Here is a 23,847-nt window from a genome sequence, read left to right as displayed (position 1 = left end):
ACCAGCCTGCCCGCTCTGGTCCTCATGCGCAACTGCCGCCTGCGCCCTGAACCGCAAGCAGGCGGGCTCCTGCTTTCATCTTGGCAAAAATACCTCGGGGGAGTCGCCTGCAAGGCGACGGGGGCAGAGCCGCCTGAACGCTCTTGCAAGAGCGTTGGTCGCGGCCCGGCACGGGCCGCGCGGATCGACGTGCCGAAGGCACGGCGAAACCCCGATCCGCGTCAGAGATCCAGCTCGATCACCCCGCCCGGCACAGCCGCCCGGCTCTGACAGGTGATCATCGCCCGCGCCCGCTGCGCCCTGGACAGCACGAAATCCCGATGCTCCACCTCCCCCGATAGGACCCCGCATTTGCAGACCCCGCAGATGCCGTCATCGCATTTCAGATCCACCGGGATGCCCGCCGCCTGCAGGACCTCGGCCGCCGTCTGGTCCTCCGCCACCGGTAATTCCCGCCCGTCTTTCAGGCGCAGGACAAAGGGATGGTTTTCATAGTCCGGCTGCTCGGGCACCGAGAAATACTCCAGGTGCCGCGCCTCCTCGGGGAAGCCTGCCTTTTCAGCCGCCTCGAGCACCGCACTCATATAGCGATCCGGCCCGCAGGTGTAGACATGCCAGCCGGGCCGATACCCCGCCATCAACGCATGCAGATCGGCGCGGCTGCCCTCGTCGGAAAAGTGCAGGTGAACCCGGTCGGCCCAGGGCATCGCCGCCAGATCATTCAGATACCCGGCAGAGGCCCGCGACGAACAGGAATAGTGCAGCACGAAATCCCGGCCCTGCCGGTGCAGCTCATTTGCAAAGGCGATCATCGGGGTAATGCCGATCCCGCCGCCCATCAGCAGGGTCCGTGTCGCGCCCATATCCAGTTCGAAATGGTTGATGGGTTTCGAGATGAAGATCTTGCGCCCCGGCGTGAAGATCCGGTGCATCAGCTTCGATCCGCCCCGCCCCTCATCCTCGCGCAGCACCCCGATCTGGTAGACCGACCGGTCCGCAGGGTCGCCAGACATGGAGTATTGCCGCAGAAACTCCGGCGCGACGACGATGTCGAGATGCGCGCCCGCCGTCCATTCTGGCAGATCGCCACCGTCGAGCGCGCGGAATTCGTATCTGGTTACGTCCTGCGTCATCTTTTCGGCTGTCGTCACCTCCACCCGGATCACGGGCGCGTCGCCGGGAACGGTGTATTCGTGCAGATGCTCCGTCTCGCCCTGTTGCAGCCGCAGCTTGTATTCCTGTGCGGTCACCATCGCCTGATAGGCCTCGATCCCCTTTTCCCGGTCCATCGGGAACGGGTAGGGCCACGGGTGCGGCGCGAGCGGCGCGGGATAGACTGCCAGCGTCTGGTCCTCGTATTTCAGGTCGAGCCCCTTTTGCAGATCGCGCCGGTTGAGAGGATGCTGTGACGGACGATAGGCCCCGTCCTCCTCCAGCTCGATATCCCACCACCATTTCTTGACGTCGTTCAGCCCGCCATTGCCCACGGCATCATCCAGCCGGGCCAGAAGCGGCGCGGTCCCGGGCATATTCATCGCTGCCCACCGGAAGGGTTTTTCCGCAAACAGCCCCTCCAGGTTCCAGGGACAAGTCTTCATGCAGCGCCCGCACATCGCGCCGCCCTTGGTGGTGATCCGGTAGGTCGCGCATTTCTGGCTGTCGGATTTCCAGATCTCGTAGCCGTTGAACATCAGCTTCGGCCCGGCGGTGATCGCGCCGGAGGGGCATTCGCGGGCGCATTTGTTACAGCTCTCGCAGAACCGTTGCAGGCCGAAATCAATCGGCTTGTCATGGGCCAGCGGCATGTCGGTCGTCACCACACCGGATTTCAGGCGCGGACCGAGATAGGGGTTGAGGATGACCTCGCCGATGCGGCTGACCTCCCCCAGTCCAGACAGCAACAGAAGGGGCGGTTGCAATACCTCGCCATCCATCACCGAATGGGCCTTGGCCTTGTAGCCGAGGTTGCGGATCTGCTGCGCGATGACTCCGCCGAGCAGCGAAAACCGCAGATAGGCGCGCATGGATTGGGCGACCGATATCCAGTCATCGCCGGACGCGCCCTCCATGGTCTCGTATCCCTGGTCGATGATCATGCTGATCGCCTGATCGTGGGGCGGGTCGATGGGGTCGCCTAACGCGTCATGGGAATACCACGCCCAATCCGGACAGCGTGACAGGCCAACGGCATCGACGCCGAGGAAGTAGCTGGCCGCCTTGATATTCGCGGCATTGCGCGCGGCGTCGGTCGGGCGGGGACCATCCGGGTTCGGCACGCCATCCTGCAACAATACGAAGGCCCCAAGCGCGCGACGTTGCGCGGTCGAGGGGGCGGATTTTCGCACGTAGTGACCGCCCTTGGCGCCGTCCTGCAAGGCCTTGCCCATATCGCCGAACTGGGCGCGGGCGAACATATCGGTGCGTTTGGGAACGCGGGCCACGCGGGCCTCGTCGATATAGGTCGTGGGCGTGTCGACGCGCTTCAGTTTCTCGAACGGGTGCCCGCCATCGACGAAGCGGCGCTTGTCGAACGGGTTGCGGTTGAGCGCGGAGCGCTGCACACCCTTGCCAAGCCGCCACGCTGCGCCGCCGCTGCCGGGGGTGTCCGCGAGGGGCCGGTCGCAGGTCAGGTCCATCTGGCAGGTCACGACAGAGACGCCAAAGCGATCTCCGACAAACGGGGCCAGCAGCTGGCCGCCCTCCACCCGCGCCAGCCCCGCCGCCACGGTCAGCTTGTTGCGGTCAACATCGCTTGCCGCGCCTGAATGGGACTTGGCCGCGAACCCCAAAAGCCGCAGGTAATTGGCGATGACGCTGGCGGTTTCGTTGGCGCGCAGACAGGCCCGCGCCTCCAGCGCGTCGTCCAGCCAGTCGCAGCCCTCCTCGCCCGCCTCCGGCGCGCGCGGGTTTTCGTAGAGATAGACGATGGCGTGCGTGTGCCCCTCGATCGTTGTGGGCGGGGCCTCCATACTGTCTTTCAGATCGGCCATGATCATGTCGATGCCGGAGGCCAGCGTCTTGGTCTGCCGGGTTTTCAGGTCATGGGCCAGCCGGTCGATATCCGGGTTGCGGATCGGGTCAGCCAGCAGGGCAGTTTCCGGCAGGCGGCAGATGCCCACCATCGCGGCGTCGTTGAAATAGCCAAAGGCCTTGAGGTGATTGGCCCGCTCCGTCGGATCGGCTGGGATGTCAGAGGTCACGGGGTTCACCAACCCGTCGCGGATCGCGTCCAGCATCGCCTGGTATTCGCGCATTGCGTTCACGATGCTTTCGGGGGCGTCGGGGCGCCTGAAACTCACCGTGCGCATGGCCGGGACCGCCGATAAATCCGCACGATCCGTGCGCGACAACCGCTCCAGCGGGAAAGGCCCCAGATGGACGGGTCGGTTGCGATCAGAGAAGATGCGGGTCATTGGCGGCCCCGGTGTCCCGTGAGTTGAGACCTCTTGCTTAGCCGATGCCGGACCGCCTATTCTGTCACCCGTATGAGTGACAACCCGATCACATCCCCCCTGCCCCGCGATCCCGTCGCCGCAGTTGTGGCCACTGTGCCAACAGACGGGTTCGGGGCGGCACTGCTGGCCCACATCCGCACCCAGGCCGAGATCGCAAATTTCGGGGCCTTCCTTGTGCCAGATCTGAGCAACCCGCAGCCGGTCCTGTCGGTCTGGTCGGGGCAGATGAGCGACTATTGGTTCAATGTGAACGCGCGGCGCATCACCTCGCACGACACGCTGCGCCGCGACTTCGTCGAGCGTATCCGCCGCGCCCCGCCGGGCGGGCTGGTCATCGACAGATGGCACCCGCCCGCCGACGACCCCCGCGCACCGATCTATATCCGTGACAAGGTGATTGAGCGGGTTTCGGTCGCCTCGCACATGGGGCGGGGCGGCTTCGTGTCGTTCTACCTGCGGGGCGAGCGATCGGGCTGGTTGACCGCCACGGACATGGACCGGCTGCGCACGGTCCTGCCGCTGGCCCATGAATTGATCGGGCTCAGGCATCGGCTGGTCGGGACGTCCGACAGCACGGCCTCGGGGCTGCGGGACAGGGCTGTGGACCCGTTCACGGCCCTAAGCTCGCGCGAGGCGGAGGTCTGCGACCACGCCGCACGCGGGGTTTCGGTGGCGGGAACCGCCGTGGCGCTCGGGGTGTCCGAGAACTCGGTTCGCACCTTGCGCAAGCGGGCCTGGCGCAAGCTTGGTGTCGGATCTGCGACGCAGTTGACCGCACTGGTTCTGGCCAACCGGGGCTAAGCCCCTTTCCGCCCCGTCCGTTTCGTGGAAACATCGAACCAAACAGCGGAGAGAGAGTGATGAGACTGGAAGGCAAGACCGCCATCGTGACCGGCGCGGGATCAGGCTTTGGCGCGGGGATCGCGCGGCGTTTCGCGGCGGAGGGCGCGAAGGTTATGGTCGTGGACCTGAATGGCGACGCGGCAGAAACCGTCGCGGCAGAGATCGGCGGCATCGCGCAAGTCACCGATGTCTCCAACGGCGAGAGCGTCAGGGAAATGGTGCGCGCCGCGCTGGATGCCTGGGGCCGCATCGACATTCTGGTCAACAATGCCGGCATCACCCATTTGCCGAAACCGCTGGAAACCGTGACGGAAGAGGAATTCGACCGGGTGCTGGCCGTGAATGCCAAATCGGTCTACCTGACGGCGCGGGAAATCGTGCCGCATATGAAGGATGCGGGCGCCGGGGCCATCGTGAACATCGCCTCCACCGCCGGGGTCAGCCCGCGTCCGAACCTCAACTGGTACAACGCGTCAAAAGGCTGGATGATCACCGCGACCAAGGCCATGGCGGTGGAACTGGCCCCCTTCGGCATCCGGGTGAACGCGGTCAATCCCGTCGCAGGCGAAACGCCGCTTCTGAAAAGCTTCATGGGGGAGGACACGCCGGAGATACGGGCCAAGTTCATCTCGACCATTCCAATCGGCCGGTTCTCGACGCCCGAGGACATCGCCAACGCGACGCTCTATTTCGCCTCGGATGAGGCCAGCATGGTGACCGGCGTGGCGATGGAAGTGGACGGGGGGCGTTGCATCTGATGCGCCCTGGCCCCCTGAACCTGATCACCGATGTGCCCGGCCTGCGTGTGGGCAACGCGGAGGATCACCGGGTGAAGACCGGCGCGACCGTACTGCTGGCAGACCGGCCCTTTACCGCCGCCGTGCATGTGATGGGCGGCGCGCCCGGCACGCGGGAAACCGACCTTCTGGCCCCCGACAAGACGGTGCAGGATGTCGATGCGCTGGTGCTGTCGGGCGGCTCGGCCTTCGGGCTGGATGCGGCATCCGGCGCGGCGGATTGGCTGCGGGGTCAGGGACGCGGGTTTGCCGTTGGCGATCAACTGGTGCCGATCGTGCCGGGAGCAATCGTGTTCGACCTGATCAATGGCGGCGACAAGGATTGGCGCGATAACCCCTACAAACGGCTCGGGGCCGAGGCGGCGATGGCTGCCGGGGGGACATTCGCCCTTGGCACCGCCGGGGCCGGAACGGGGGCGATCATTGCCGATCTCAAGGGTGGCCTTGGGTCGGCTTCTGTCGTTCTGCCATCGGGCCATACGGTCGGGGCGCTCGTGGTGGTGAATGCGCTCGGTCAGGTGACCGTTGGCGACAGCGGGCATTTCTGGGCCGCGCCTTACGAGATGGAAGAAGAATTCGGAGGGCGCGGGATGGCCCCCGGCTTTGACGCCAGACAAGCCCCGCGCCACAAGGGCGGACCTGGGCAGGCCACCACGATTGCCATCGTCGCCACCGACGCCGCGCTAACCCAGGCACAGGCCACCCGCATGGCAACCGCCGCCCATGACGGCATGGCCCGTGCGATCTATCCCAGCCACACGCCGATGGACGGGGATCTCGTCTTTGCCGCTGCAACGGGGGAAAGGCCGCTTGCTGACCCGGTCTGGGACGCCCTGCATCTGGGACATGCAGCTGCGTTGTGCCTGTCGCGCGCCATTGCCCGTGGCGTCTATGAAGCGACCCCCGCAGATGGCGACCCGCTGCCGACGTGGCAGTTGAAGTTTGGCTGAGACTTGGTGAATCCGGTTCGGCGCGCTAAGCTGCGCGCATTGTATTGATCACGGAGATTTCACATGCGACTGACAGCAATCGCAGCCGCCGTAACACTGGCCGTATCCCCCCTGCCCGCCCTCGCGGACTCGCACGAGGATGAGGTCATGGCCACGCTGCAATCCGCCATGGACGCTTATGGTGCCGGCGACATCCAATATGCACTGGAGGAACTGGCCTATGCACAGCAACTGCTGAACGGGCTGGTGGCCGAAGGGTTGCAGGGCTTCCTGCCTGCGGCGCTCGATGGCTGGACGATGACCATTGACGAGGATGCGGCCCAGGGCATGGGCTTTATCGGCGGTGGCACCATTGCGCGGGGCGAGTATTGCGGGCCGGGGGCTTGCTTTACGATCACGCTGATGGCGGACAATCCGATGGTCACCTCTATGGGCGCGATGCTGGGGAACGCCCAGATGATGGCCGCCATGGGGCCGATCGTGCGGATCAACCGGCAGAGCTTCCTCAACCAGGATGGGGACCTGTCGGCGCTGATCGGCAACCGGATCCTTGTGCAGGCCGAGGATGGCGACGAGGACGTGATGGTCCGGCATCTTGAACAGATGGACTTCCGCGAGATGATGATGTTCGGGATGTAGTCCCGATGGATGGCCCGGCCAAGACGGTCGGGCCGTCGCCCCGGTCAGGGGGCAATCAGCACCTTGGCATCCTTGGCGGCAAGCGCCTTGGGGAAGCGGTCCAGTGCCTCGGCCAGCGGCAGAACCTCCGACACATCGGTGTGCCATGCCCCGCTTGCAAACCGCGCCTGCACCTCACCCACAATCGCTGCCACCGTCTCGGGGGGCGTTTCGCGCATCCAACTGGACAGCCAGAATCCCTCGATCCGTTTGCCCATGAAGATGAACTGCCCCATCTGGTCGAGGCGCGGCGGCGTGGTGGCCAGCCTGCCATAGCAGACCCACCTTGCGCCTCGTGGCATGGCGAAGAACAGGTCAGCGGCCACCTGATCGGCCACGGCATCCAGCAGGATGCGGGGCCCATGTTCAGCCATGACCGCCTTGGTCCTGTCCGCAAAATCGGAGGCGGTGCTGACCAGCACATCCGCAGCGCCAAGGGCCTTCAGCGCCTCGGCCTGCTCGGTGCGGCGCACCACGGGGATGGCCGCGATGCCCGCATCCTTGGCCAGTCCGATCAGGAACTTGCCAAGCTGCGATCCACCGGCGGTGAACAGGAACGCCCCGGCCCCATCGGCCCGCACGATGTCGAACATGGCCATCGCGGTCATCGGGTTGACGATCAGGCCCGCCGCGTCCTCATCCCGCAGATCCGGGCGCAGAGGGATCATCATGCGCGCGTCGGCCATGGCATATTCCGCCCAGGTGCCCCAGCCCAAGCCAAAGAAACTGACCCGCTGACCCAGAAGCGGCGTATCGCCCGCCACGACTTCGCCCACGCCTTCGAACCCGGCGGGCATCCCGGCTTTGCGCGGCTGGCCGTACTGACCGGACACGAACATCAGGTCAGAGGGGTTCACTGCGGCACGGGCGACCTTGATCAGCGCCTGTCCCTCTTTGGGTTGAGGAACCGCCAGCGTGGTCAGCTCCACGAAGGGCGCCAGGTCGGTCGGCATGTCACCAGAGCCGCCGCTGGCATATCCGTCTTCGCGCAGGACAAGCGCGGTCATCGTGTCGGGCAGGGTCATTGGGTTTACTTATCTTAGTAGCGATCGCGAAGCACTCGGTCGGAATACAAAATCTACTCTGAAGACTCTATCTGCGGCGATTGCCGAGATACATGAAGATGCCTATCCCAAGTGCTATGCCAGAAAGCGGCATTATCGTCTCACCAAGGGAGTTTAGGCCACCGGTTTCGGCTGTTGCCCAAGTTGTGGCAAACAACCCGAATCCTCCAATCGTCATGAGGATTTTTGCAATGTTTCGCTTGATAACGATGGGATCAGAAGGGTCTTCTTCGCTAGCGCTCGCATTGCTTGATTTGGAAGCAGAGGGCGTTTCCTGCCCGGAGCCAATTGCAGCGATCAACTGAGAATGCTCAGAGATAGATATTTCACCTTTAGCAAGTCGTTCGTCCGCAATTCTCTTTGCATCACTCACTGTAATACTCCTCAGCATCAATCATGTAGCTCTTGCGCATTCGGTCTTAGTCTAGGTTCGAAGCAGGTTTAAAAGCCTGCTACTCCAATGTACCCTACACGAAACCTTGTTTGCGCAACTAACTTTGTGGATAAAAAATCAGCTTCAAAGAGCTGTGCCTCCCAAGCGGACAAAGAAAGGCCCCCGACCTAAGGCCGGGGGCTTTTTTGTTCGGTCGGTGGCGCGCGTTTAGTGCAGGCGGGCCGAAACCTCTTCGATAGCACCGTCGATCAGCTTGTTCTGATCTGCGGCGCTGGTCTTGGCGGCAATCACTTCCGCGGCGGCGGCCACGGCGATGCTGATAGCCCGGTCGCGCACTTCACGGACGGCACCGGCCTCGGCAGAGGCGATCTGATCCTCGGCAGCGGTCAGACGGCGCGCGATGGAGGCTTTCAGGTCGGCCTTTGCCTGCTCGGCTGCAATCTGGGCTTCCTCGCGGGCCTGGGCGACGATGCGCTCGGACTGTTCGGCCACTTCACGCTGCTTGCGCTCGTAAGAGGCGAGGATCGTCTGAGCCTCTTCACGCAGAGCGCGGGCTTCGTCCAGCTCGTTGCGGATGCCTTCGGCGCGCTGATCCAGAAGACCCATCAGGATGCCGGGCACCTTGAAGTAAACCAGGACCCCGATGAACACGAGGAACGAGATCAGCACCACGAAGTCGGTGTTGAACAGCGAGAAGAACGGACCCGACGCCGCGAAAGCGGGCGAGCCGATCAGTGCGAAAAGAACTGCAAGGCGTTTCATGTCCCTTATCCTTTCACACGTGCGGTGACGGCGGCGGCGATCGACGCATCGTCGGATGCGGTCGGTGCCAGCGTGGCCACGATCTCGGCTGCGGTGTCGCGGGCAACCGCGTCCACGGCTTCCAGTGCACCGGCGCGGATCTCGTCGATCCGTGCGGCGGATTCCGCGGCCTTTGCGGAAATCTCGGCATCGGCCTTGGCGGTTGCATCCGCAAGGTCGGCCATGATTTCGGCGCGGGTTTCGGCTGCGATGGCCTGGGCTTCGGCGCGGGCGTCGGCGAGGGCCTTGTTATAGGCTTCTTCGGCGGCGGCGGCCTGACGCTTCAGGTCTTCGGCAGCGGCGATATCATTCGTTATGGTTCCCTGACGCTCGGCCAGAACAGCCCCGATCCGGGGCAGAGCGACGCGAGACAGGATCAGGTAGATCACCACGATGGTGATCACGAGCCAGAAGATCTGGTTCGGGAAAGTAGAAAAGTCGAGCTGCGGCATTCCGGGTGCGGAAGCAGCGCCCTCTGTTGCGTCAACGGCCATCTTGTCCTCCGAGGAACCTGGTTACACCGGACCGCTCGCACGCATGGCAAACGGTCCGGCCGTAAGGATGGTTCGCGAAAGGCTTAGACGGCGAACATCAGCAGCAGAGCGACGAGGAATGCGAAGATCCCCAGTGCTTCTGCGAATGCGATGCCGATGAAGAGCGTTGCGGTCTGGCCGGCTGCTGCCGACGGGTTGCGCAGTGCGCCGGACAGGAAATTGCCTGCCACGTGACCCACACCGATTGCGGCTGCGCCGGAACCGATTGCTGCGAGGCCAGCGCCGATGTGTGCGAGATCGCCTTCCATGTGATTTCTCCTTACGATTGGAAGTTTTCGATATGTGTGTTTCTTAAGACGTGCGGTCAGTGCGACGGATGCAGGGCATCGCGCAGGTAGACGCAGGTCAGGATCGTGAAGACGTATGCCTGGATGAAGGCCACCAGAACCTCCAGCCCATAGACCGCCGTAATCGCCACCACCGGGGCAATGGCCCCGACGCCGAGGACACCAGCAAAGCCCGCGAACACCTTGATCACCGCGTGGCCTGCCATGACGTTACCGGCAAGACGAATGGAGTGGCTGACCGGGCGGACGAAGTAAGAGATCAGCTCGATGATCGCCAGGATCGGGCGCAGAGGCAGCGGCGCGGACGAGACCCAGAAGAGCCCCAGGAACCCGGCACCGTTCTTGACGAAGCCCACGACGGTTACGGTCAGGAACACCGCCATAGCCAGAACCGCTGTGACAGCGATATGCGAGGTGGTGGTGAAGCTGGTCGGGATCAGGCCGAGGAAGTTGGCCATCACGATGAACAGGAACAGCGTCATGATATAGGGGAAGAAGGCCAGGGCGTCCTTGCCGGCCACGTCTTCCACCATCTTGCGGATGAAGCCGTAGGTCAGTTCCGCAACGGACTGAGCGCGCGAGGGTACGATGGCGCGGCCACGAGACCCCAGCACCATCAGGACGAACACGCCGACAATGGCCAGCATCATCCACAGGGTCACATTGGTGATGGTGTAGAAGGAAATCGGGCCGTCGCCGAACAGCGGCTCGACAATGAACTGATCCATCGGGTGGATCTGAAGCCCACCTTCAGCCCCATGTGCCGCATCCGCGCCATGGGCTGCCTCGGTTCCGTGAGCAGCCTCGGCGCCGTGCTCGACGACCGCTTCCTCACCGTGGGTCTGTTCTTGTGCGTCTTCGGACACGTCTCATTCCCTCTCATCGCGCGCGGCTGCGGCCGCTTCGTTTTCCTTCTGGATCTCGTGGGCGGAGCGGATCATCGTCTTCACCCCGGCCACGAAGCCCAGCAATGTAAACACCACCATCAACCACGGCGCGCTGCCAAACAGCGCATCAAGTCCGTAGCCCATGGCAAAACCGATCCCCAGACCGGCCACAAGCTCTATCACCATCCGCCAGGCATGTTGCGCCATGGAATAGTGTTCCTCGGTATGGGGTCGCGCATCCTGCTGTCCGGCTTTCAGTCGTTCCAGCCGCTGTTCGAAGTCTTGCAAGCGGTCGGGATCGGGCCCGTCGGACATGGAAAACGCCCCCTTCAGAGGTTCGGGCGGAACCTAGGCAGAGCACCCCACAGAGTCAACGCGAAGTTTGCCAAGATTCATTTGCTATATGTCATTGAATAGTCTGCATATTTTGATAGTGCGACAATGGCGACCCTGCCCCGATCAACCGGCTTTGCAGGAATCCGATATTCAACCGATCGGTTGACAGTATATTAAACCAAATGGTTGACGATGCCCGTCAGGGCAGGGATATGCGCGCAATGACACCCGATCTCGACACCGTCTTCTCGGCCCTTGCCGACCCCACCCGCCGCCGCATCCTGACAATGTTGCTGGAGGATGACATGGCCGTGACCGATGTGGCCGAGCCGTTCGAGATGTCCTTGGCTGCGATTTCCAAGCACCTGACGATCCTCGCGGGGGCGGGCCTGATCAGTCAGGAAAAGCGCGGTCGGGTCAAATGGTGCAAGCTGGAACCCGACGCCCTTAAGGGGGCCTCGGTCTGGATGCAGGGGTTCGGGCAGTTCGAGCCGGTCAATCTGGATGCGTTCGAGGCCTTCCTCGCGCAGGAGCTTGGCGACAGTCCCGACTAGGCTTTTGCAGCCCGCAGGCAGGATCGAATGAACTTGGCCGCAGACCGGTAGTGGCTCGGCCCCGCCGCTTCGGCATATCGCCCCGTGGTCCAGCCGGTTCCCCCCGGCATCTGCCCGCCGTAAAGCGCTGCATCATCCTGCGTGTTCAGATAGGCCATCAGGCGCGCGTGCCCGTCCTCCAGACGCTCCCTCGCCTCTTGCCACGACACATCTGCGTATTTGTCCCGCAGCCCGGCATTATAGGGTTTGAGCTGATTCCACTTCACCCCATGGTCGGGCATCTGGGCCGCTTCACCCTCCTCCAGCCACTGAAAGAACAATCCGATCCAGTGCGACCGGTGCAGGATGACGTCGCGGATGCTCCACTCATCCTCGAAGCCCCGGTTCGCAAGGTCGTCGGGGATGTCGGAGATCAGGGTTTGCAGCTTGTTGAACTCCTTCTCGGCAACAGCCAGAAGGTCGGCGCGGTTCGTGGCAGCAGGCATGAATACTCTCCTCACTCGTTTGCCGCGTGACTATACCTTCGAACCGATCTTCACCTTGATCCGGCGCAAACTCAGCCGTCGTTCTTGAGCAGGAGAAGCAGTGCCAGCACCGTCAGAGCCACGCCGCCAAGGACGTAGACCGTGGGCAACCCATTGCCGAGGAAGTATTCCCACCCGATCACCCATGTGGGTGTCAGGTAGGTATAGGCCATGACCTTGGAAGCCGGCAGTTGCATCGATGCGAATTGCAGCAACACCACGGTGACCGCCGTGGCAAAGACCGCCGTATAGGCCAGCGTGATCCAGACAATGCCGGGCAGCGCCGCCCAATCGGTCGCCAGCACCTCGCCCCCACCCCACAGGAACAGCACGAAGGCGCCGCCCAACATGGTGCCAAAGGTTGAAACCGGCGCGGGCTCGCCCCGGTTCAGCATCCGAACCATAGGCGTGTAGATCGCGTGGGCGATACAGCCGATAAAATAGACCACCTCGCCGCGCCCGATCTCGAAGGCCAGCAACGCCGACAGGTCCGCCCGGAAGATCACCCACAGCGCGCCAGCCCCACCGATGGCCAGCGCCAAGGCCATGCGTCCTGTCATGACCTGGCTGAGCAGCAGGAATCCGAAGCCCGCCGTCATGATCGGTGTCAGGGTAAAGACCGCTGCGGCGGATACCGGGGGGGCCGTTTTCAGCCCCTCGAACATCAGCACGAAATACGCACCGAACAGGCCGCCAAGGACAAGGTAGCGCCACGGGGCATGGAAATGCGTGCGCCGAAAGCCACCACGCGCCTGCACGATCAGCGACACAACCACAGCCCCGCACAGGAAGCGCACCGCGTTGAAGGCCGCCGGGTCGATATGATTGGCCGTCATCGAGCCAAGCGAGAATGACCCGGCCACCAACGCCGAAAAGGCCAGCATCGCCAGATGGCCGCGGTATCCGCCGGTCATGTCAGGCCGGGTCCACGGGCCAGTCGGCGACTTTTTCCTTGAGGAACCGCAGCACCGTCTGAACCTTCGCCGTCCGATGCAGATCCATATGGGTCACCAGCCACAGCTTGACCGACCATTCCTCCAGCGGCGGCAGCATCTCAACCAGGTTGTCATCGGTTTGCAGATCGAGGCTGGACACGAAGCCGATCCCCATGCCCGACATCACCGCCTGCCGCATGCTGTCGGTATCGTTGCAGCGGAAGCGGATGCACTCCTCGGGCACCACCTCGGACAGCCAACGCAGGAAGGGCGCGCGGGGGTTTTCCTGCGCCGAACCGATGAAGCGGTGCTGAGTGATATTGTCTTCGGTCAGCGGGCCGAAGCGGTCCAGATAGTCTTTCGTGGCACATAGCACCGTCGACAGGGTGCAATAGGGCTGCACGATGTTGTCCTGATTGTCGCCCGGCTTTCCGGCCCGGATCGCCACATGCGCCTCGCCATATTCCAGCCGGTAGAGCCGCATGTCGGTGAGGAACTGGATCTGAAGGTCCGGGTGCTGTTCCTGAAACTCTCCAAGCGCCGGAACGATCAAAGGCGCGATGACGTTGAGCGACGTGATCAGCAATTCGCCCGTGACCTCGTTGCCGCGTCCCTTGATGCGGCTGGCCAGCTGCGTGAACTGGTCGTCAGCACGCCCCCCGACGGACAACAGATCCTGCCCGGCTTCTGTCGGCGTGTAGCCCCGCGCATGGCGCTGGAACAGTTTCGCCCCAAGCCGCGCTTCCAGCGAGTCGATATGGCGGATCACAGTGGCATGATGCACCCCCAACACCTCGGCGGCACCGCTGACCGTGCCCATGCGCGCCACCTGATACGCCGTGCGGATCTCGTCCCAATCGATGAATGACATCGGCTTTTGTCCTGTCTGTGCATCACTTCACGCTTCCGTAGTCATCATGCCAACTCTGTTCATCGGAGCAAGGGAAAAGCTGCGGAGGCTTTGAAAGCGTTTGACCGCGACGCTTCACAAAATCGCACAGAGGCTGTTTTGATATCTGCGTTTTGTGCGGTCACAGGGTGATTAATTCGAAGCCTAGACGCAACCCAAGACATCCAAGGACAGTATCCCATGACCCATTCCATCCTCCGCATCGACGCTTCCGCCCGCCGCGACGGCTCTGTCAGCCGCGACCTGAGCGACCGTATCATCGCCCGCTTCCCCGAGGCGACCGTCACCACCCGCGATCTGGCCCGTGGCCTGCCCCTGATCGACGAGACCTGGGTCGGTGCCAATTTCACACCCGAGGCGGACCGCAGCCCCGAGCAGCGTGAAACTCTCGCGCTTTCGGATGAGCTGATTGCCGAGTTGAAAGACGCCGACACGCTGGTCATTGGCCTGCCGATCTACAATTTCGGTGTCCCTGCCACGTTGAAAGCATGGGTCGACCTGGTGGCCCGCGCAGGCGTGACCTTTCGCTATTCCGAAGCCGGCCCCGAGGGCCTGATGACCGGCAAGCGCGCCATCGTCGCCGTTGCCTCTGGCGGAACCGAGGCCGGGTCCGAGATCGACTTTGCCACCGGCTATATCCGTCATGTCCTGGGCTTCATCGGCATCACGGATGTGACCTTTGTCACCGCCGACAGGCTGGCGCTGGACGTGGACGCCACCTTGAACGCGGCCCATAGCCAGATCGACGCTCTGCCCGTCGCCGCCTGAGGTTTCCGACGGGGCGCAGGAAAGCTCCCATTTTCCAGCGCCCCGTGCTAACCTGCCCTTATGTTTCGCCTTGCGATCCTGTTGATGGCATTGCCCTTTCCGGCCATGGCCCTGACCTGCACCATGACATTTTCGGTGCATATCACCCATGGCATCGGCCCCTATCCGCCCGGTACAGACCTGAATGGAACCGCCGAGTTTGAAACCCTGCGCAGCTTCCGGCAGGAGGGCGGGGCAACGGCGCATCTGGCCACCGGCACCATGGGGCTTGATGGTCATATCACCGGCAGGCTCTGGACCCTGATCACCACCAGCCGCACCGTCGCCGCAGACCTTGTTGGGCTCTATGCGCTCGATGTGGAGGGGCTGACCTTTGTCGGGCAGGATTTTCGCGGGCCCATGGCGATCACGCTTTATGGCGATCCGGGCAGTTGGCCCCATGAACGCCCCCCGATCACGCAGGAGGAATGGGACAGCCTGACCCTGCGCCGGTCCTTCCAGCTGCATGCGCCCGACAGCTCGGACATGTTGGGCGGTGACATCACCCGATTGCACGCGATCTGCGAGGATTGATGGATGGAGATACAGGAGACGAATAACCAGCGACTGGTGCTCAGCGAGAAGGATGGAGAGCTTTCTCTCATCTACATATTCATTGCCCTTCTGATCCTGGCCGCTGCTGTGCCGTTTCACCTGTGGGGCGAGATCCCCTGGCTGGCCTATCTGGGCTACGGGCTGGCTGCCTTCGTATTGGTCATCGCCTTTCTCGCCCGCAACAGCTGGCACCGTCTGGTCTTTGATCGTGAAGCCGACCACGTGGTGTACACCCGCAAGCTCGCCCTTCGGCGAAAGACCGAAACAATGCCGCTGTCCGCCGTTCACTCTGTCATTGTCAAGGAACGCGAAATTCGCGTGGAAAGCGGGAAATCCACGGTGTACCGGGTCGTCATCCGCCCTTTCGAGGGGTCAGGCCACTACGCAATCGGCTTCCTGATGCCGGGCCAACGTGCCGCGGAACGAGTAGCGGAACGCTGCACCGACTGGCTGGGAACCGAAGCGGCAGCGGCTGACGCTTGACTCACCCCTGACCCCGACGTAAACGGGCGCCTGATATCCGGGAAGTGCCAGCTTTCCGGTCCTGAGTCTGTTTTCAGGATCGCCCCCCGTCAGCGAGTTTCGCCCACGGGGGTGTTGGTGCATTCCTCGCTGTCCCTTATCTGGGATGGCAACCGAAGTAGATGAAAAGGGGCCGCGCCCATGTTCGAAAATCTGTCCGAACGCCTGTCTGGTGTCTTCGACCGCCTGACCAAGCAGGGTGCCCTGTCCGAGGATGACGTTCGCACCGCGATGCGCGAGGTGCGGGTGGCGTTGCTGGAAGCGGACGTTTCGCTGCCGGTGGCGCGCAACTTCATCAAATCGGTCGAAAAGAAAGCTACAGGCGCGGCGGTCACCAAGTCGGTCACCCCCGGCCAGCAGGTCATCAAGATCGTCCATGACGAGCTGATCGAGACCCTGAGGGGCGAGGGCGACCCCGGCGCGCTGAAGATCGACAATCCGCCCGCCCCGATCCTGATGGTGGGCCTTCAGGGGTCCGGTAAAACCACCACCACCGCCAAGCTTGCCAAGCGTTTGAAGGAACGTGAAGGCAAGAAGGTGCTGATGGCCTCGCTCGATACCAACCGCCCGGCGGCTATGGAACAGCTGGCCATTCTGGGTGTGCAGATCGGTGTGGACACCCTGCCGATCGTGAAGGGCGAGACCGCGCAACAAATCGCCAAGCGCGCCAAGACGCAGGCCAGCTTAGGTGGCTATGACGTCTACATGCTGGACACCGCCGGTCGTCTGCATATCGACGCAGAACTGATCCAGCAGGCACAGGAAGTGCGCGACATCGCGACCCCCCGCGAAACGCTGCTGGTGGTCGATGGCCTGACCGGTCAGGACGCGGTGAATGTCGCGAAGGAATTTGACGACAAGATCGGCGTGACCGGCGTCTGCCTGACCCGGATGGACGGTGACGGGCGCGGTGGTGCGGCGCTCTCGATGCGGGCGATCACCGGCAAGCCCATCCGCTTTGTCGGTCTCGGCGAAAAGATGGATGCGCTGGAAACGTTTGAGCCCGAGCGGATCGCCGGCCGCATCCTCGGCATGGGCGACATCGTGGCCCTGGTCGAGAAAGCCCAGGAAACGCTGGAGGCCGAACAGGCCGAGCGCATGATGAAGCGCTTCCAGAAGGGTATGTTCAACATGAACGACCTGAAGGGCCAGCTGGAACAGATGCTCAAGATGGGCGGCATGGAAGGCATGATGTCGATGATGCCGGGCATGAAGAAGATGGCCAAGCAGGTCGAGGATGCCGGGTTCGACGACAAGGTTATCAAGCGGCAAATCGCTCTGATCAATTCCATGACCAAGCGCGAGCGTGCCAATCCCGGGTTGCTGCAGGCCAGCCGCAAAAAGCGGATCGCGGCAGGGGCCGGGCAGGATGTGGCCGAACTGAACAAGCTGCTGAAGATGCACCGGCAGATGTCAGACGCGATGAAGAAGCTTGGCAAGATGGGCAAAAAGGGAATGATGCGCGGCGGTCTCGGCGCGCTCTTTGGCAAGGGCGGCGGCATGCCCGGAATGCCCGGCGGCCCCGGTGCAGGCGGCATGGATCAGGCGGCACTGGAACAGGCCGCAAAGCAGCTTGGCGCGCCCGGTTCGGGCAATATGCCCGGCCTCGGCGGTGCCCCGCTGCCCCCCGGCCTGTCAGGCTTCGGAAAGAAGAAGTGACCACAGCCCTGCCGCATATCCCCACGCTCGAAACCGAGCGTCTCGTCCTGCGCGCCCCGCGCATGGGGGATGTGCAGCATTGGTGCGACTTCACGGCAAGCAGCCGGGCCGAATTCATCGGTGGCCCGATGATCGCCGATCCCGCAAAGGCATGGCGCGCCTTCGCGCATGTGGCGGGTATGTGGATGCTGCGCGGCTATGGCAGCTTTGTCTTCGCGCTCAGATCAGACCCCGAGACACCTATCGGGATGACCGGCCCCTGGCATCCGATCGACTGGCCGGAACAGGAACTCGGCTGGACGGTCTGGAATGCTGATGCCGAGGGCAAGGGCTTTGCCCTTGAAGCCGCGAAAGAGGCGCGTCGGTTTGCCTATCAAGATCTCGGCTGGCCGACGGCGGTGTCCTATATCGACAGCCGCAACACACGGTCCATCGCCCTTGCGGAACGTATGGGATGCGAAGTGGATGCAAACGCCAAGGCACCCGAAGCTGAGGAAGGCGAGGTCATACTGGTCTTCCGCCACCCCGCACCGGAGGCGCTGCAATGATCCGCGCCCCGCACGAGATTCCCGCAACCGGCCCCGCCGCTGCATTCGCCACGTCGCTGCAGGCCACCTTGCCGGTGCTGGACACCGAACGGCTGGTGCTGCGCGCCCCCCGGATCGAGGATTTCGAGACTTATGCTGCCATCGGTGAAAGTGACCGGGGTCAGTATCTGGTGGACGACAACACCGACCGCGATGCGCTCTGGCTCGACTTTGCGCAGATGGTGGCCTGCTGGCTGTTGCGCGGGCATGGCGTCTGGACGGTTGAGACCCGCGACACAGGCGACACCATCGGCTTCGTCCTTCTGGGGTTCGAACCGGGCGACCATGAACCGGAACTGGGCTATCTGTTCCTGCCCGAAGCGGAAGGCCACGGCTACGCGCAGGAGGCCGCCCGCGCCGCCCGTGCCCATGCCTTCGACACGCTCGGGCTGAAAACGCTGGTCAGCACCATCGACCATGACAACACCCGGTCAATTCGGCTGGCCGAACGGCTTGGCGCGACCCGCGATGCCGCCGCCGAAGCGGCCCATGGAAACGCCATCCAAGTATTCCGCCACTGCGCAGAGGAGACCCTGCAATGAGCGACGACACCGCCCGCGCCGCCGAGATCCTGAAAGGGCATCGCGAGTCCATCGACCGGCTGGACGCGATCCTTGTCTATACGCTTGGCGAGCGGTTCAAGCACACGCAGGCCGTGGGCCGGCTGAAGGCCACCCACGACCTGCCCCCCTCCGACCCGGCCCGCGAAGCCAAACAGATCGCGCGGCTGGAGGATCTGGCGAAAGAGGCCGATCTCGACCCCGAATTCGCCAAGAAGTTCCTGAACTTCATCATCGCTGAAGTGATTCAGCACCACAAACAGCACCAATCCTGAGGCCCCGGCCTCGACCGCCATTCAAAGGAGACACTCACAATGGCTATGAAAATCCGGCTCGCCCGCGGCGGCTCCAAGAAGCGCCCCTTCTACCGCATCGTGGCATCCGACAGCCGCATGCCGCGCGATGGCCGCTACATCGAGAAGCTCGGCACCTACAACCCGCTGCTGCCCAAGGACAGCGAAGACCGCGTTCAGATGAACATGGAGCGCGTGCAGTACTGGCTGGGTGAAGGCGCGCAGCCGACCGACCGCGTGTCCCGCTTCCTCGAAGCCGCTGGCGTCGTCGAGAAGAAAGAGCGTGCCAACCTGAAGAAGGGTGCCCCCGGCAAGAAAGCCCTGGAGCGCGCAGAAGAGAAAGCCGCCAAGGCCGCTGAAGCTGCCGAAGCTGCTGCTGCCCCGGCCGAAGAAGAAGCCGCTTCCGAAGAGTAATCGGAATGCGCGCGTTTTCTCGCGGCTTTCAAGACGATCTGACGGATCTGATGCGGTGGCGGCGCGATGTGCGCCGCTTCCGTCCCGATCCGGTGGACGAGGCGCTGTTGGCGGAAGCCCTCGGCGCCTTTTCACTTGCGCCCTCGGTCGGGCTGTCGGAACCGTGGCGGCTGGTCCGGGTGGACAGTGCCGAAAAGCGGGCGCTTGCCGTCGAGAATTTCGAGGCTGCCAATGCGCAGGCGTTGGCGGGCTACAGCGGCGACAAAGCCGAACGCTATGCCGGGCTGAAACTGTCGGGCATGCGCGAGGCCCCGGTTCAGCTGGCCGCCTTCTCTGACGAAGCGACCACAAAGGGCGCGGGTCTGGGACGCCAGACCATGCCCGAGATGCTGCGCTATTCCGTCGTGTCGGCGCTGATGCTGTTCTGGCTGGCGGCGCGGGCACGGGGGCTTGGCGTCGGGTGGGTCTCGATCCTGGATGACGAAAGACTGACGCGCGATTTGGAGGTGCCCGAGGATTGGGCGCTTGTCGCCTATCTGTGCGTCGGCCTGCCGGAAGAAGATGGCGAAACCCCGGAACTGGAACGGCTCGGATGGGAGCAGCGCGACAGCACGCTGGACCTGCTGATCCGCTGAGGTATTGCCGATGATCCTTCTGCCGATCGCCTTCGCGATACTGGGGCTTTACCTGCTGATCATGGGCGATGGCCCTGCGAAACTCGTCGGCGTGATCCTGATCCTCGTGGCCGCCGCTTTCATCTTCCTGTTCTGGGTTGCGATTTACGTGGAATTGCCGCCCGTTGACGCCTATCTTCCCGCCTTGGAGGTTCACCATGTCTGACAGAGTTTGCTTGGCCGCGATCACCGGTTCCTACGGAGTCCGGGGAGAAGCACGGGTCAAAAGCTTCTGCGCCGAACCCTCGGCGCTTGGCGACTACGGCCCCCTGTCGGACGAAAAAGGCTCACGCGAGTTCAAGGTGACCATCACCCGCCCCGTAAAGGGCGGCTTCGCGGTGCGCCTGTCGGGTGTAAAGACCAAGGAAGAGGCCGACGCACTGAAGGGCGTCCGCCTCTATGCCCCGCGCGAGGCCCTGCCTGCCCTGCCCGATGATGAATTCTACCATGCCGACCTGATCGGCCTGACCGTTGTCGATACCGGCGGGGCCGATCTGGGGCAGGTTCATGCGGTGATGAACCATGGCGCGGGCGATTTGCTGGAGGTCCGCCAGAAGGGCAAGTCCGGCACGGTTCTGGTGCCCTTCACACAGGCCATCGTGCCAACCGTCGACCTGACTGCAGGCCGGATCGTGGTGGACCCGCCCGAGGGGCTGTTCGACGAAGACTGATCGCTATCGCGGACAGAACAGGCCTCGGCAGGGTTGCGGCTGCGGGTCCGTTTCCATCGGCAGAAGGAAGGCCTGCACCTCGGCGTGGTCTCCATGGCTGACGAAATCGAACGGGTTGCGGGCAATGACCCGGCTCATCGGGCCGGACATGGGGCCAAGAAACACGTCGATATGGTTGCCGGTCACCGCGCCGCCCGTATCCTCGCAGACAAAGATGCCGTCATGCACGGTTCCATCGGGCAACTCCACTCCGTCAGCCGCAGGGATATAGATGCGCTGACCGAATTCCGGGTAGCCGCCATTCACCCACGGGGTGGACCCGCCAACCCATCCCAGATCGCAGGCGATGGTGCGAAACGGGTGAAGCGGGTTGCTGCGGGCCCCTGTGCCGTAGGGGTGCGGTGAGCGTTGCCAGCGTACACGCTCGCTTGGTCCATGGCTGCAATTGGCCTGCGGCGATCCGGTGACGCCTGCAAAGTTGAAAACCTCGCCCCCCACCCGCAGGCTGCCCGCCAGTGCCCCCGCACACCAGTCAGCTCGCGCGACTGTGGGGCCAATCACCCTGCCGCCCATGCTGCGGATCGGGATGCCGCCGCCATCCGTGCGGCCGTCCACCAGGCGATAGACCGTGGCCCAGACCGTGATTGGGGTGCCGTCCGGCGGCGGGGCATGCTGAGCGCCGCAACCCGCGACGCCAAGACCGAAACCGCACACAAGCAGGCGGCGCAGAAGACGAGAGAACATGGCCGTCAGAAATCCGTTTGTTCAAAAACTGCCCTATACCCTAGCATTCTGGCCGAAAAATCAAGCTTTTCAGGGCGTGGCCGGGCAAGCCTTGCCCGTAACAGCCTCTATTGTATCGCGCCACGCTTGCTTGTAACCCCTTGGCCCATGTCCGATGCACCCTCCAAATCCCATGGCCGCCTGTCGATCAGCGCGAGCCTGAAGCCCCGGGACCTGATGACGCCCACGCCCCGCCTGAAGGGCGCGTGGACGGCCAAGGTGCTGACGCTGTTCCCCGAGGTCTTTCCGGGTGTTCTGGGCGCATCCCTGACCGGCAAGGCGCTGCAACAGGGGTTGTGGGCGCTGGAGCCGATTGACCTGCGCATCTTTGGGGTGGGCAAGCATCGCAACGTCGATGACACGCCTGCCGGCGGCGGGGCCGGGCTGGTGATGCGGCCCGATGTTCTGGGGCGGGCAATGCGGATGGCCTCCAACGGCACGCCGAACGATCCCGCCCGCTGGCCGCGTGTGTACCTCAGCCCCCGTGGCAAGCCCTTCACCCAGGCCGACGCGCAACGCTTTTCCCAGGCCGAGGGGATGACCCTGCTTTGCGGGCGGTTTGAAGGGGTGGATCAGCGGGTCATCGACCATTTCGGGATGGAAGAGATTTCGATCGGGGATTTCGTGCTGACGGGCGGAGAGATCGCGGCGCAGACCGTCATCGACGCCACCGTGCGGCTGATTCCCAATGTTCTGGGCAACCAGGCCTCGACCGAGGAGGAAAGCTTCTCTGACGGGCTCTTGGAACACCCGCAATACACCAAGCCCGCCATCTGGGAAGGCCGGGAAATCCCCGAGGTTCTGCTCTCTGGCCATCACGGCAAGATCGAAGCGTGGCGCAAGGCGCAGTCCGAGGCCCTGACGCGGGAACGGCGCCCGGACCTGTGGTCCGCCTATCAGGCCCGCAAGAACCAGGGTTAATCCCGCAGCCCCTGCCCCGCCAGCCCGCGCAGCCCCTGCGCCTGCATGGCCGCGACCACACGGGCCGGGTCCAGCGCCTGAACCGGGGCGCTGCCCGCCAGCGCCAGCGCCGCAGCGTTGCCCACGGCCTGCCCCATTGCCATGCATTGCGGCATCCCCCGGATCGAGGCGAAGGCCACCGGGTCGGCGGACACGTTGCGGCCCGCGAACATCAGGTTTTCCACCCGTTCGGGCACCAGTGCGCGGAAGGGCAGCGTATAGAACCCCTCCTCCAATGCCGCGTCATGGGTCATCGCGCCACCGTCCCCGCGCATCACGTCATCGACCGGGTTGGAACAGGCCACGATCCCGTCGGGGAACTTTGTGCCTGCCGCGACCTCTGCCCCCGTCAGCCGGTGCATCCCATGCAGCTTGCGGGTTTCACGCACACCCACGGTGGGGCCAAGCGCCGTCATCCAGGCACGTTCGAACCCCGGCACATCGGTTCGCAGAAACGCCACCAGATGCGCCACCCGGCGGCGGCCTTCCTGCGTCGCGCGCGCGACCGAGGCCGGGTCGGTGCCGTCCACATTGCGGATGATGACCGAGTTGCAGAAGACCGTACCGGGGTGAAACCCCTTCATCATGTAAAGCTGCGCGAGGTCCGGGTGCAGCCGCCCCTCGGCCACGCCTTTTTCTGCGAAGCGCGTGAAATAGGGGTCGCCCTCGGCAAAGACCTGATCCCAGGGCGCGTTCACCATCAGGAAGGACAGCGTCACGCCCATCATCTTGCCGCTGGCGTCGCCCAGATCGAAAGGGACCCCCGCCTGTGCCGCGACATGGCCATCGCCAGAGGCATCGACCACCATTCGGGGACGGAAGGTCAGCGGCCCATGCCGGTCCATCGCGCGGACAGCGGCAATCCGGTTGCCGTCCATCACCGGGGCCTCGGCCAGCGTGTTCAGGTGCAGATGAACGCCTGCCTCCTCCAGCATGGCGAACATCTCGATCTGCGCCATGTCAGGGTCATAGATCACCTCCGCCCCGAAGTTTTCCAGCGTCGAATAGCGCTTTTCGGCGGCGGGCGGGTCCATCGCGGCCAGCCTGTCCGTCAGCTCGTCGAAGAGGCCCCCGATCGACACGTCACAAGGAAAACCGCCGCCCCATGGCATACCGGGGCAAAAGGCCATGACGCCGCCCAGTTTGGCACCGGCTTCGATCAGGCACACAGACGCCCCCTGCCGCGCCCCGGCAACCGCTGCGCCAAACCCGGCGGTGCCGCCCCCCACCACCAGCAGATCGGGGCTGTGTGTCGGCTCTGTCATTCGAGGAATCTCCTGTTCCGGTCATGTCTGATGGGGTGCTTTCGGGAAGGCTATGGTCAGGCCACTGCTCTGGCTGGCCCGTTTGCGACACATCCAGCAACTCGGGGCTTGATCCGCCCCCCCTTCCC

30 protein-coding genes are annotated in these 23,847 nt (G+C 63.7%); 17 read left to right on the top strand and 13 right to left on the bottom strand.

Annotated features, from left to right (window positions below; all coding sequences use genetic code 11):
- Positions 1 to 221: 221 nt before the first annotated feature.
- Positions 222 to 3,413: a reductive dehalogenase gene (locus tag RBB16_RS14620; protein WP_306046867.1), complete on the bottom strand. Its 3,192-nt coding sequence runs from the start codon at positions 3,411 to 3,413 to the stop codon at positions 222 to 224.
- A 72-nt stretch (positions 3,414 to 3,485) separates the two neighbouring features.
- On the opposite strand from RBB16_RS14620, the gene RBB16_RS14615 reads away from it, so the two are divergent.
- From RBB16_RS14615 to RBB16_RS14600, 4 genes are all read left to right on the top strand, one after another.
- Entirely contained in the window at positions 3,486 to 4,256 is a 771-nt protein-coding gene (locus RBB16_RS14615) for a helix-turn-helix transcriptional regulator (protein ID WP_306046866.1), read from the top strand.
- A gap of 59 nt (positions 4,257 to 4,315) precedes the next feature.
- Entirely contained in the window at positions 4,316 to 5,056 is a 741-nt protein-coding gene (locus RBB16_RS14610; protein WP_306046865.1) for an SDR family oxidoreductase, read from the top strand.
- Positions 5,056 to 6,045 (top strand): P1 family peptidase, encoded by a 990-nt coding sequence (locus RBB16_RS14605; protein WP_306046864.1) that lies wholly within the window; start codon positions 5,056 to 5,058, stop codon positions 6,043 to 6,045. Before RBB16_RS14610 ends, RBB16_RS14605 begins: the two co-directional genes overlap by 1 nt.
- 63 nt (positions 6,046 to 6,108) lie before the next feature.
- Complete coding sequence (locus RBB16_RS14600; RefSeq protein ID WP_306046863.1) at positions 6,109 to 6,684, top strand: hypothetical protein; 576 nt, start codon at positions 6,109 to 6,111, stop codon at positions 6,682 to 6,684.
- Positions 6,685 to 6,728: 44 nt separating this feature from the next.
- Here the strand turns inward: RBB16_RS14600 and RBB16_RS14595 are convergent, their stop codons facing one another.
- The 7 genes from RBB16_RS14595 to RBB16_RS14565 form a co-directional block, all read right to left on the bottom strand.
- Entirely contained in the window at positions 6,729 to 7,748 is a 1,020-nt protein-coding gene (locus tag RBB16_RS14595) for a zinc-binding dehydrogenase (RefSeq protein WP_306046862.1), read from the bottom strand.
- A 67-nt stretch (positions 7,749 to 7,815) separates the two neighbouring features.
- Entirely contained in the window at positions 7,816 to 8,160 is a 345-nt protein-coding gene (locus RBB16_RS14590) for a hypothetical protein (RefSeq protein WP_306046861.1), read from the bottom strand.
- Between the two features lie 228 nt (positions 8,161 to 8,388).
- On the bottom strand, positions 8,389 to 8,952 hold the full coding sequence (locus tag RBB16_RS14585; RefSeq protein WP_306046882.1) for a F0F1 ATP synthase subunit B: 564 nt from the start codon (positions 8,950 to 8,952) through the stop codon (positions 8,389 to 8,391).
- On the bottom strand, positions 8,949 to 9,476 hold the full coding sequence (locus tag RBB16_RS14580) for a F0F1 ATP synthase subunit B' (protein WP_071691232.1): 528 nt from the start codon (positions 9,474 to 9,476) through the stop codon (positions 8,949 to 8,951). The genes RBB16_RS14585 and RBB16_RS14580 overlap by 4 nt, the downstream gene beginning before the upstream one ends.
- 83 nt (positions 9,477 to 9,559) lie before the next feature.
- Complete coding sequence (locus tag RBB16_RS14575) at positions 9,560 to 9,784, bottom strand: F0F1 ATP synthase subunit C (RefSeq protein ID WP_071691233.1); 225 nt, start codon at positions 9,782 to 9,784, stop codon at positions 9,560 to 9,562.
- 56 nt (positions 9,785 to 9,840) lie between these two features.
- Complete coding sequence (locus RBB16_RS14570; RefSeq protein WP_281249841.1) at positions 9,841 to 10,560, bottom strand: F0F1 ATP synthase subunit A; 720 nt, start codon at positions 10,558 to 10,560, stop codon at positions 9,841 to 9,843.
- 132 nt (positions 10,561 to 10,692) lie between these two features.
- Positions 10,693 to 11,025, bottom strand: a complete 333-nt coding sequence (locus RBB16_RS14565) for an AtpZ/AtpI family protein (protein WP_306046860.1) — start codon at positions 11,023 to 11,025, stop codon at positions 10,693 to 10,695.
- 242 nt (positions 11,026 to 11,267) lie between these two features.
- On the opposite strand from RBB16_RS14565, the gene RBB16_RS14560 reads away from it, so the two are divergent.
- Positions 11,268 to 11,600, top strand: a complete 333-nt coding sequence (locus tag RBB16_RS14560; RefSeq protein ID WP_306046881.1) for a metalloregulator ArsR/SmtB family transcription factor — start codon at positions 11,268 to 11,270, stop codon at positions 11,598 to 11,600.
- Here the strand turns inward: RBB16_RS14560 and RBB16_RS14555 are convergent.
- The 3 genes from RBB16_RS14555 to RBB16_RS14545 all read right to left on the bottom strand — a co-directional run bounded on the left by RBB16_RS14555 (position 11,597) and on the right by RBB16_RS14545 (position 13,930).
- Positions 11,597 to 12,085, bottom strand: coding sequence for a ClbS/DfsB family four-helix bundle protein (locus tag RBB16_RS14555; protein ID WP_306046859.1), 489 nt, complete (start codon positions 12,083 to 12,085; stop codon positions 11,597 to 11,599). The two genes, RBB16_RS14560 and RBB16_RS14555, sit on opposite strands and share 4 nt — an antisense overlap.
- Before the next feature lie 71 nt (positions 12,086 to 12,156).
- The gene (locus RBB16_RS14550) at positions 12,157 to 13,038 is read right to left on the bottom strand and encodes a DMT family transporter (RefSeq protein ID WP_306046858.1); all 882 of its coding nucleotides are present in this window, start codon (positions 13,036 to 13,038) and stop codon (positions 12,157 to 12,159) included.
- A gap of 1 nt (position 13,039) precedes the next feature.
- Positions 13,040 to 13,930, bottom strand: coding sequence for a LysR family transcriptional regulator (locus tag RBB16_RS14545; protein ID WP_306046857.1), 891 nt, complete (start codon positions 13,928 to 13,930; stop codon positions 13,040 to 13,042).
- Between the two features lie 219 nt (positions 13,931 to 14,149).
- Here RBB16_RS14545 and RBB16_RS14540 point away from each other — a divergent pair, with 219 nt between their 5' ends.
- The 11 genes from RBB16_RS14540 (at position 14,150) to rimM (ending at position 20,711) form a co-directional block, all read left to right on the top strand.
- Positions 14,150 to 14,737 (top strand): FMN-dependent NADH-azoreductase, encoded by a 588-nt coding sequence (locus RBB16_RS14540; protein ID WP_306046856.1) that lies wholly within the window; start codon positions 14,150 to 14,152, stop codon positions 14,735 to 14,737.
- A gap of 84 nt (positions 14,738 to 14,821) precedes the next feature.
- Positions 14,822 to 15,310 (top strand): hypothetical protein, encoded by a 489-nt coding sequence (locus RBB16_RS14535; RefSeq protein WP_306046855.1) that lies wholly within the window; start codon positions 14,822 to 14,824, stop codon positions 15,308 to 15,310.
- A 3-nt stretch (positions 15,311 to 15,313) separates the two neighbouring features.
- Positions 15,314 to 15,814, top strand: coding sequence for a hypothetical protein (locus RBB16_RS14530; protein ID WP_306046854.1), 501 nt, complete (start codon positions 15,314 to 15,316; stop codon positions 15,812 to 15,814).
- Positions 15,815 to 15,994: 180 nt separating this feature from the next.
- A complete protein-coding gene (ffh, locus tag RBB16_RS14525; protein ID WP_306046853.1) occupies positions 15,995 to 17,512 on the top strand; it encodes a signal recognition particle protein in 1,518 nt (505 codons plus the stop codon).
- Positions 17,509 to 18,060 carry a GNAT family N-acetyltransferase gene (locus RBB16_RS14520; protein WP_306046852.1) on the top strand — a complete coding sequence of 184 codons (552 nt, stop codon included), beginning with the start codon at positions 17,509 to 17,511 and terminating at the stop codon, positions 18,058 to 18,060. Before ffh ends, RBB16_RS14520 begins: the two co-directional genes overlap by 4 nt.
- Positions 18,057 to 18,641 carry a GNAT family N-acetyltransferase gene (locus RBB16_RS14515; protein WP_306046851.1) on the top strand — a complete coding sequence of 195 codons (585 nt, stop codon included), beginning with the start codon at positions 18,057 to 18,059 and terminating at the stop codon, positions 18,639 to 18,641. The genes RBB16_RS14520 and RBB16_RS14515 overlap by 4 nt, the downstream gene beginning before the upstream one ends.
- Positions 18,638 to 18,934: a chorismate mutase gene (locus RBB16_RS14510; RefSeq protein WP_306046850.1), complete on the top strand. Its 297-nt coding sequence runs from the start codon at positions 18,638 to 18,640 to the stop codon at positions 18,932 to 18,934. The genes RBB16_RS14515 and RBB16_RS14510 overlap by 4 nt, the downstream gene beginning before the upstream one ends.
- A 39-nt stretch (positions 18,935 to 18,973) precedes the next feature.
- Positions 18,974 to 19,366 (top strand): 30S ribosomal protein S16, encoded by a 393-nt coding sequence (gene rpsP, locus RBB16_RS14505; RefSeq protein WP_306046849.1) that lies wholly within the window; start codon positions 18,974 to 18,976, stop codon positions 19,364 to 19,366.
- A gap of 5 nt (positions 19,367 to 19,371) precedes the next feature.
- Positions 19,372 to 20,001: a 5,6-dimethylbenzimidazole synthase gene (bluB, locus tag RBB16_RS14500; RefSeq protein ID WP_306046848.1), complete on the top strand. Its 630-nt coding sequence runs from the start codon at positions 19,372 to 19,374 to the stop codon at positions 19,999 to 20,001.
- A 10-nt stretch (positions 20,002 to 20,011) separates the two neighbouring features.
- A complete protein-coding gene (locus tag RBB16_RS14495; protein WP_071691249.1) occupies positions 20,012 to 20,206 on the top strand; it encodes a hypothetical protein in 195 nt (64 codons plus the stop codon).
- Positions 20,199 to 20,711, top strand: coding sequence for a ribosome maturation factor RimM (gene rimM, locus RBB16_RS14490; RefSeq protein ID WP_306046847.1), 513 nt, complete (start codon positions 20,199 to 20,201; stop codon positions 20,709 to 20,711). Before RBB16_RS14495 ends, rimM begins: the two co-directional genes overlap by 8 nt.
- A gap of 3 nt (positions 20,712 to 20,714) precedes the next feature.
- Here the strand turns inward: rimM and RBB16_RS14485 are convergent, their stop codons facing one another.
- Positions 20,715 to 21,455, bottom strand: coding sequence for a 3D domain-containing protein (locus RBB16_RS14485; protein ID WP_306046846.1), 741 nt, complete (start codon positions 21,453 to 21,455; stop codon positions 20,715 to 20,717).
- A gap of 147 nt (positions 21,456 to 21,602) precedes the next feature.
- Between RBB16_RS14485 and trmD the strand changes: the two genes are divergently transcribed.
- Positions 21,603 to 22,415: a tRNA (guanosine(37)-N1)-methyltransferase TrmD gene (gene trmD, locus RBB16_RS14480; RefSeq protein WP_306046845.1), complete on the top strand. Its 813-nt coding sequence runs from the start codon at positions 21,603 to 21,605 to the stop codon at positions 22,413 to 22,415.
- Here trmD and RBB16_RS14475 read toward each other — a convergent pair.
- Positions 22,412 to 23,719: an FAD-dependent oxidoreductase gene (locus RBB16_RS14475; protein WP_306046844.1), complete on the bottom strand. Its 1,308-nt coding sequence runs from the start codon at positions 23,717 to 23,719 to the stop codon at positions 22,412 to 22,414. The two genes, trmD and RBB16_RS14475, sit on opposite strands and share 4 nt — an antisense overlap.
- Positions 23,720 to 23,847: the final 128 nt, after the last annotated feature.

The sequence above is a fragment of the Nioella sp. MMSF_3534 genome, from assembly GCF_030732985.1.
In the GTDB taxonomy this organism is placed as follows: domain Bacteria; phylum Pseudomonadota; class Alphaproteobacteria; order Rhodobacterales; family Rhodobacteraceae; genus Nioella.
The sequence above is the reverse complement of the archived record's forward strand: the minus strand, read 5'-3'. Positions and strand labels throughout refer to the sequence as shown.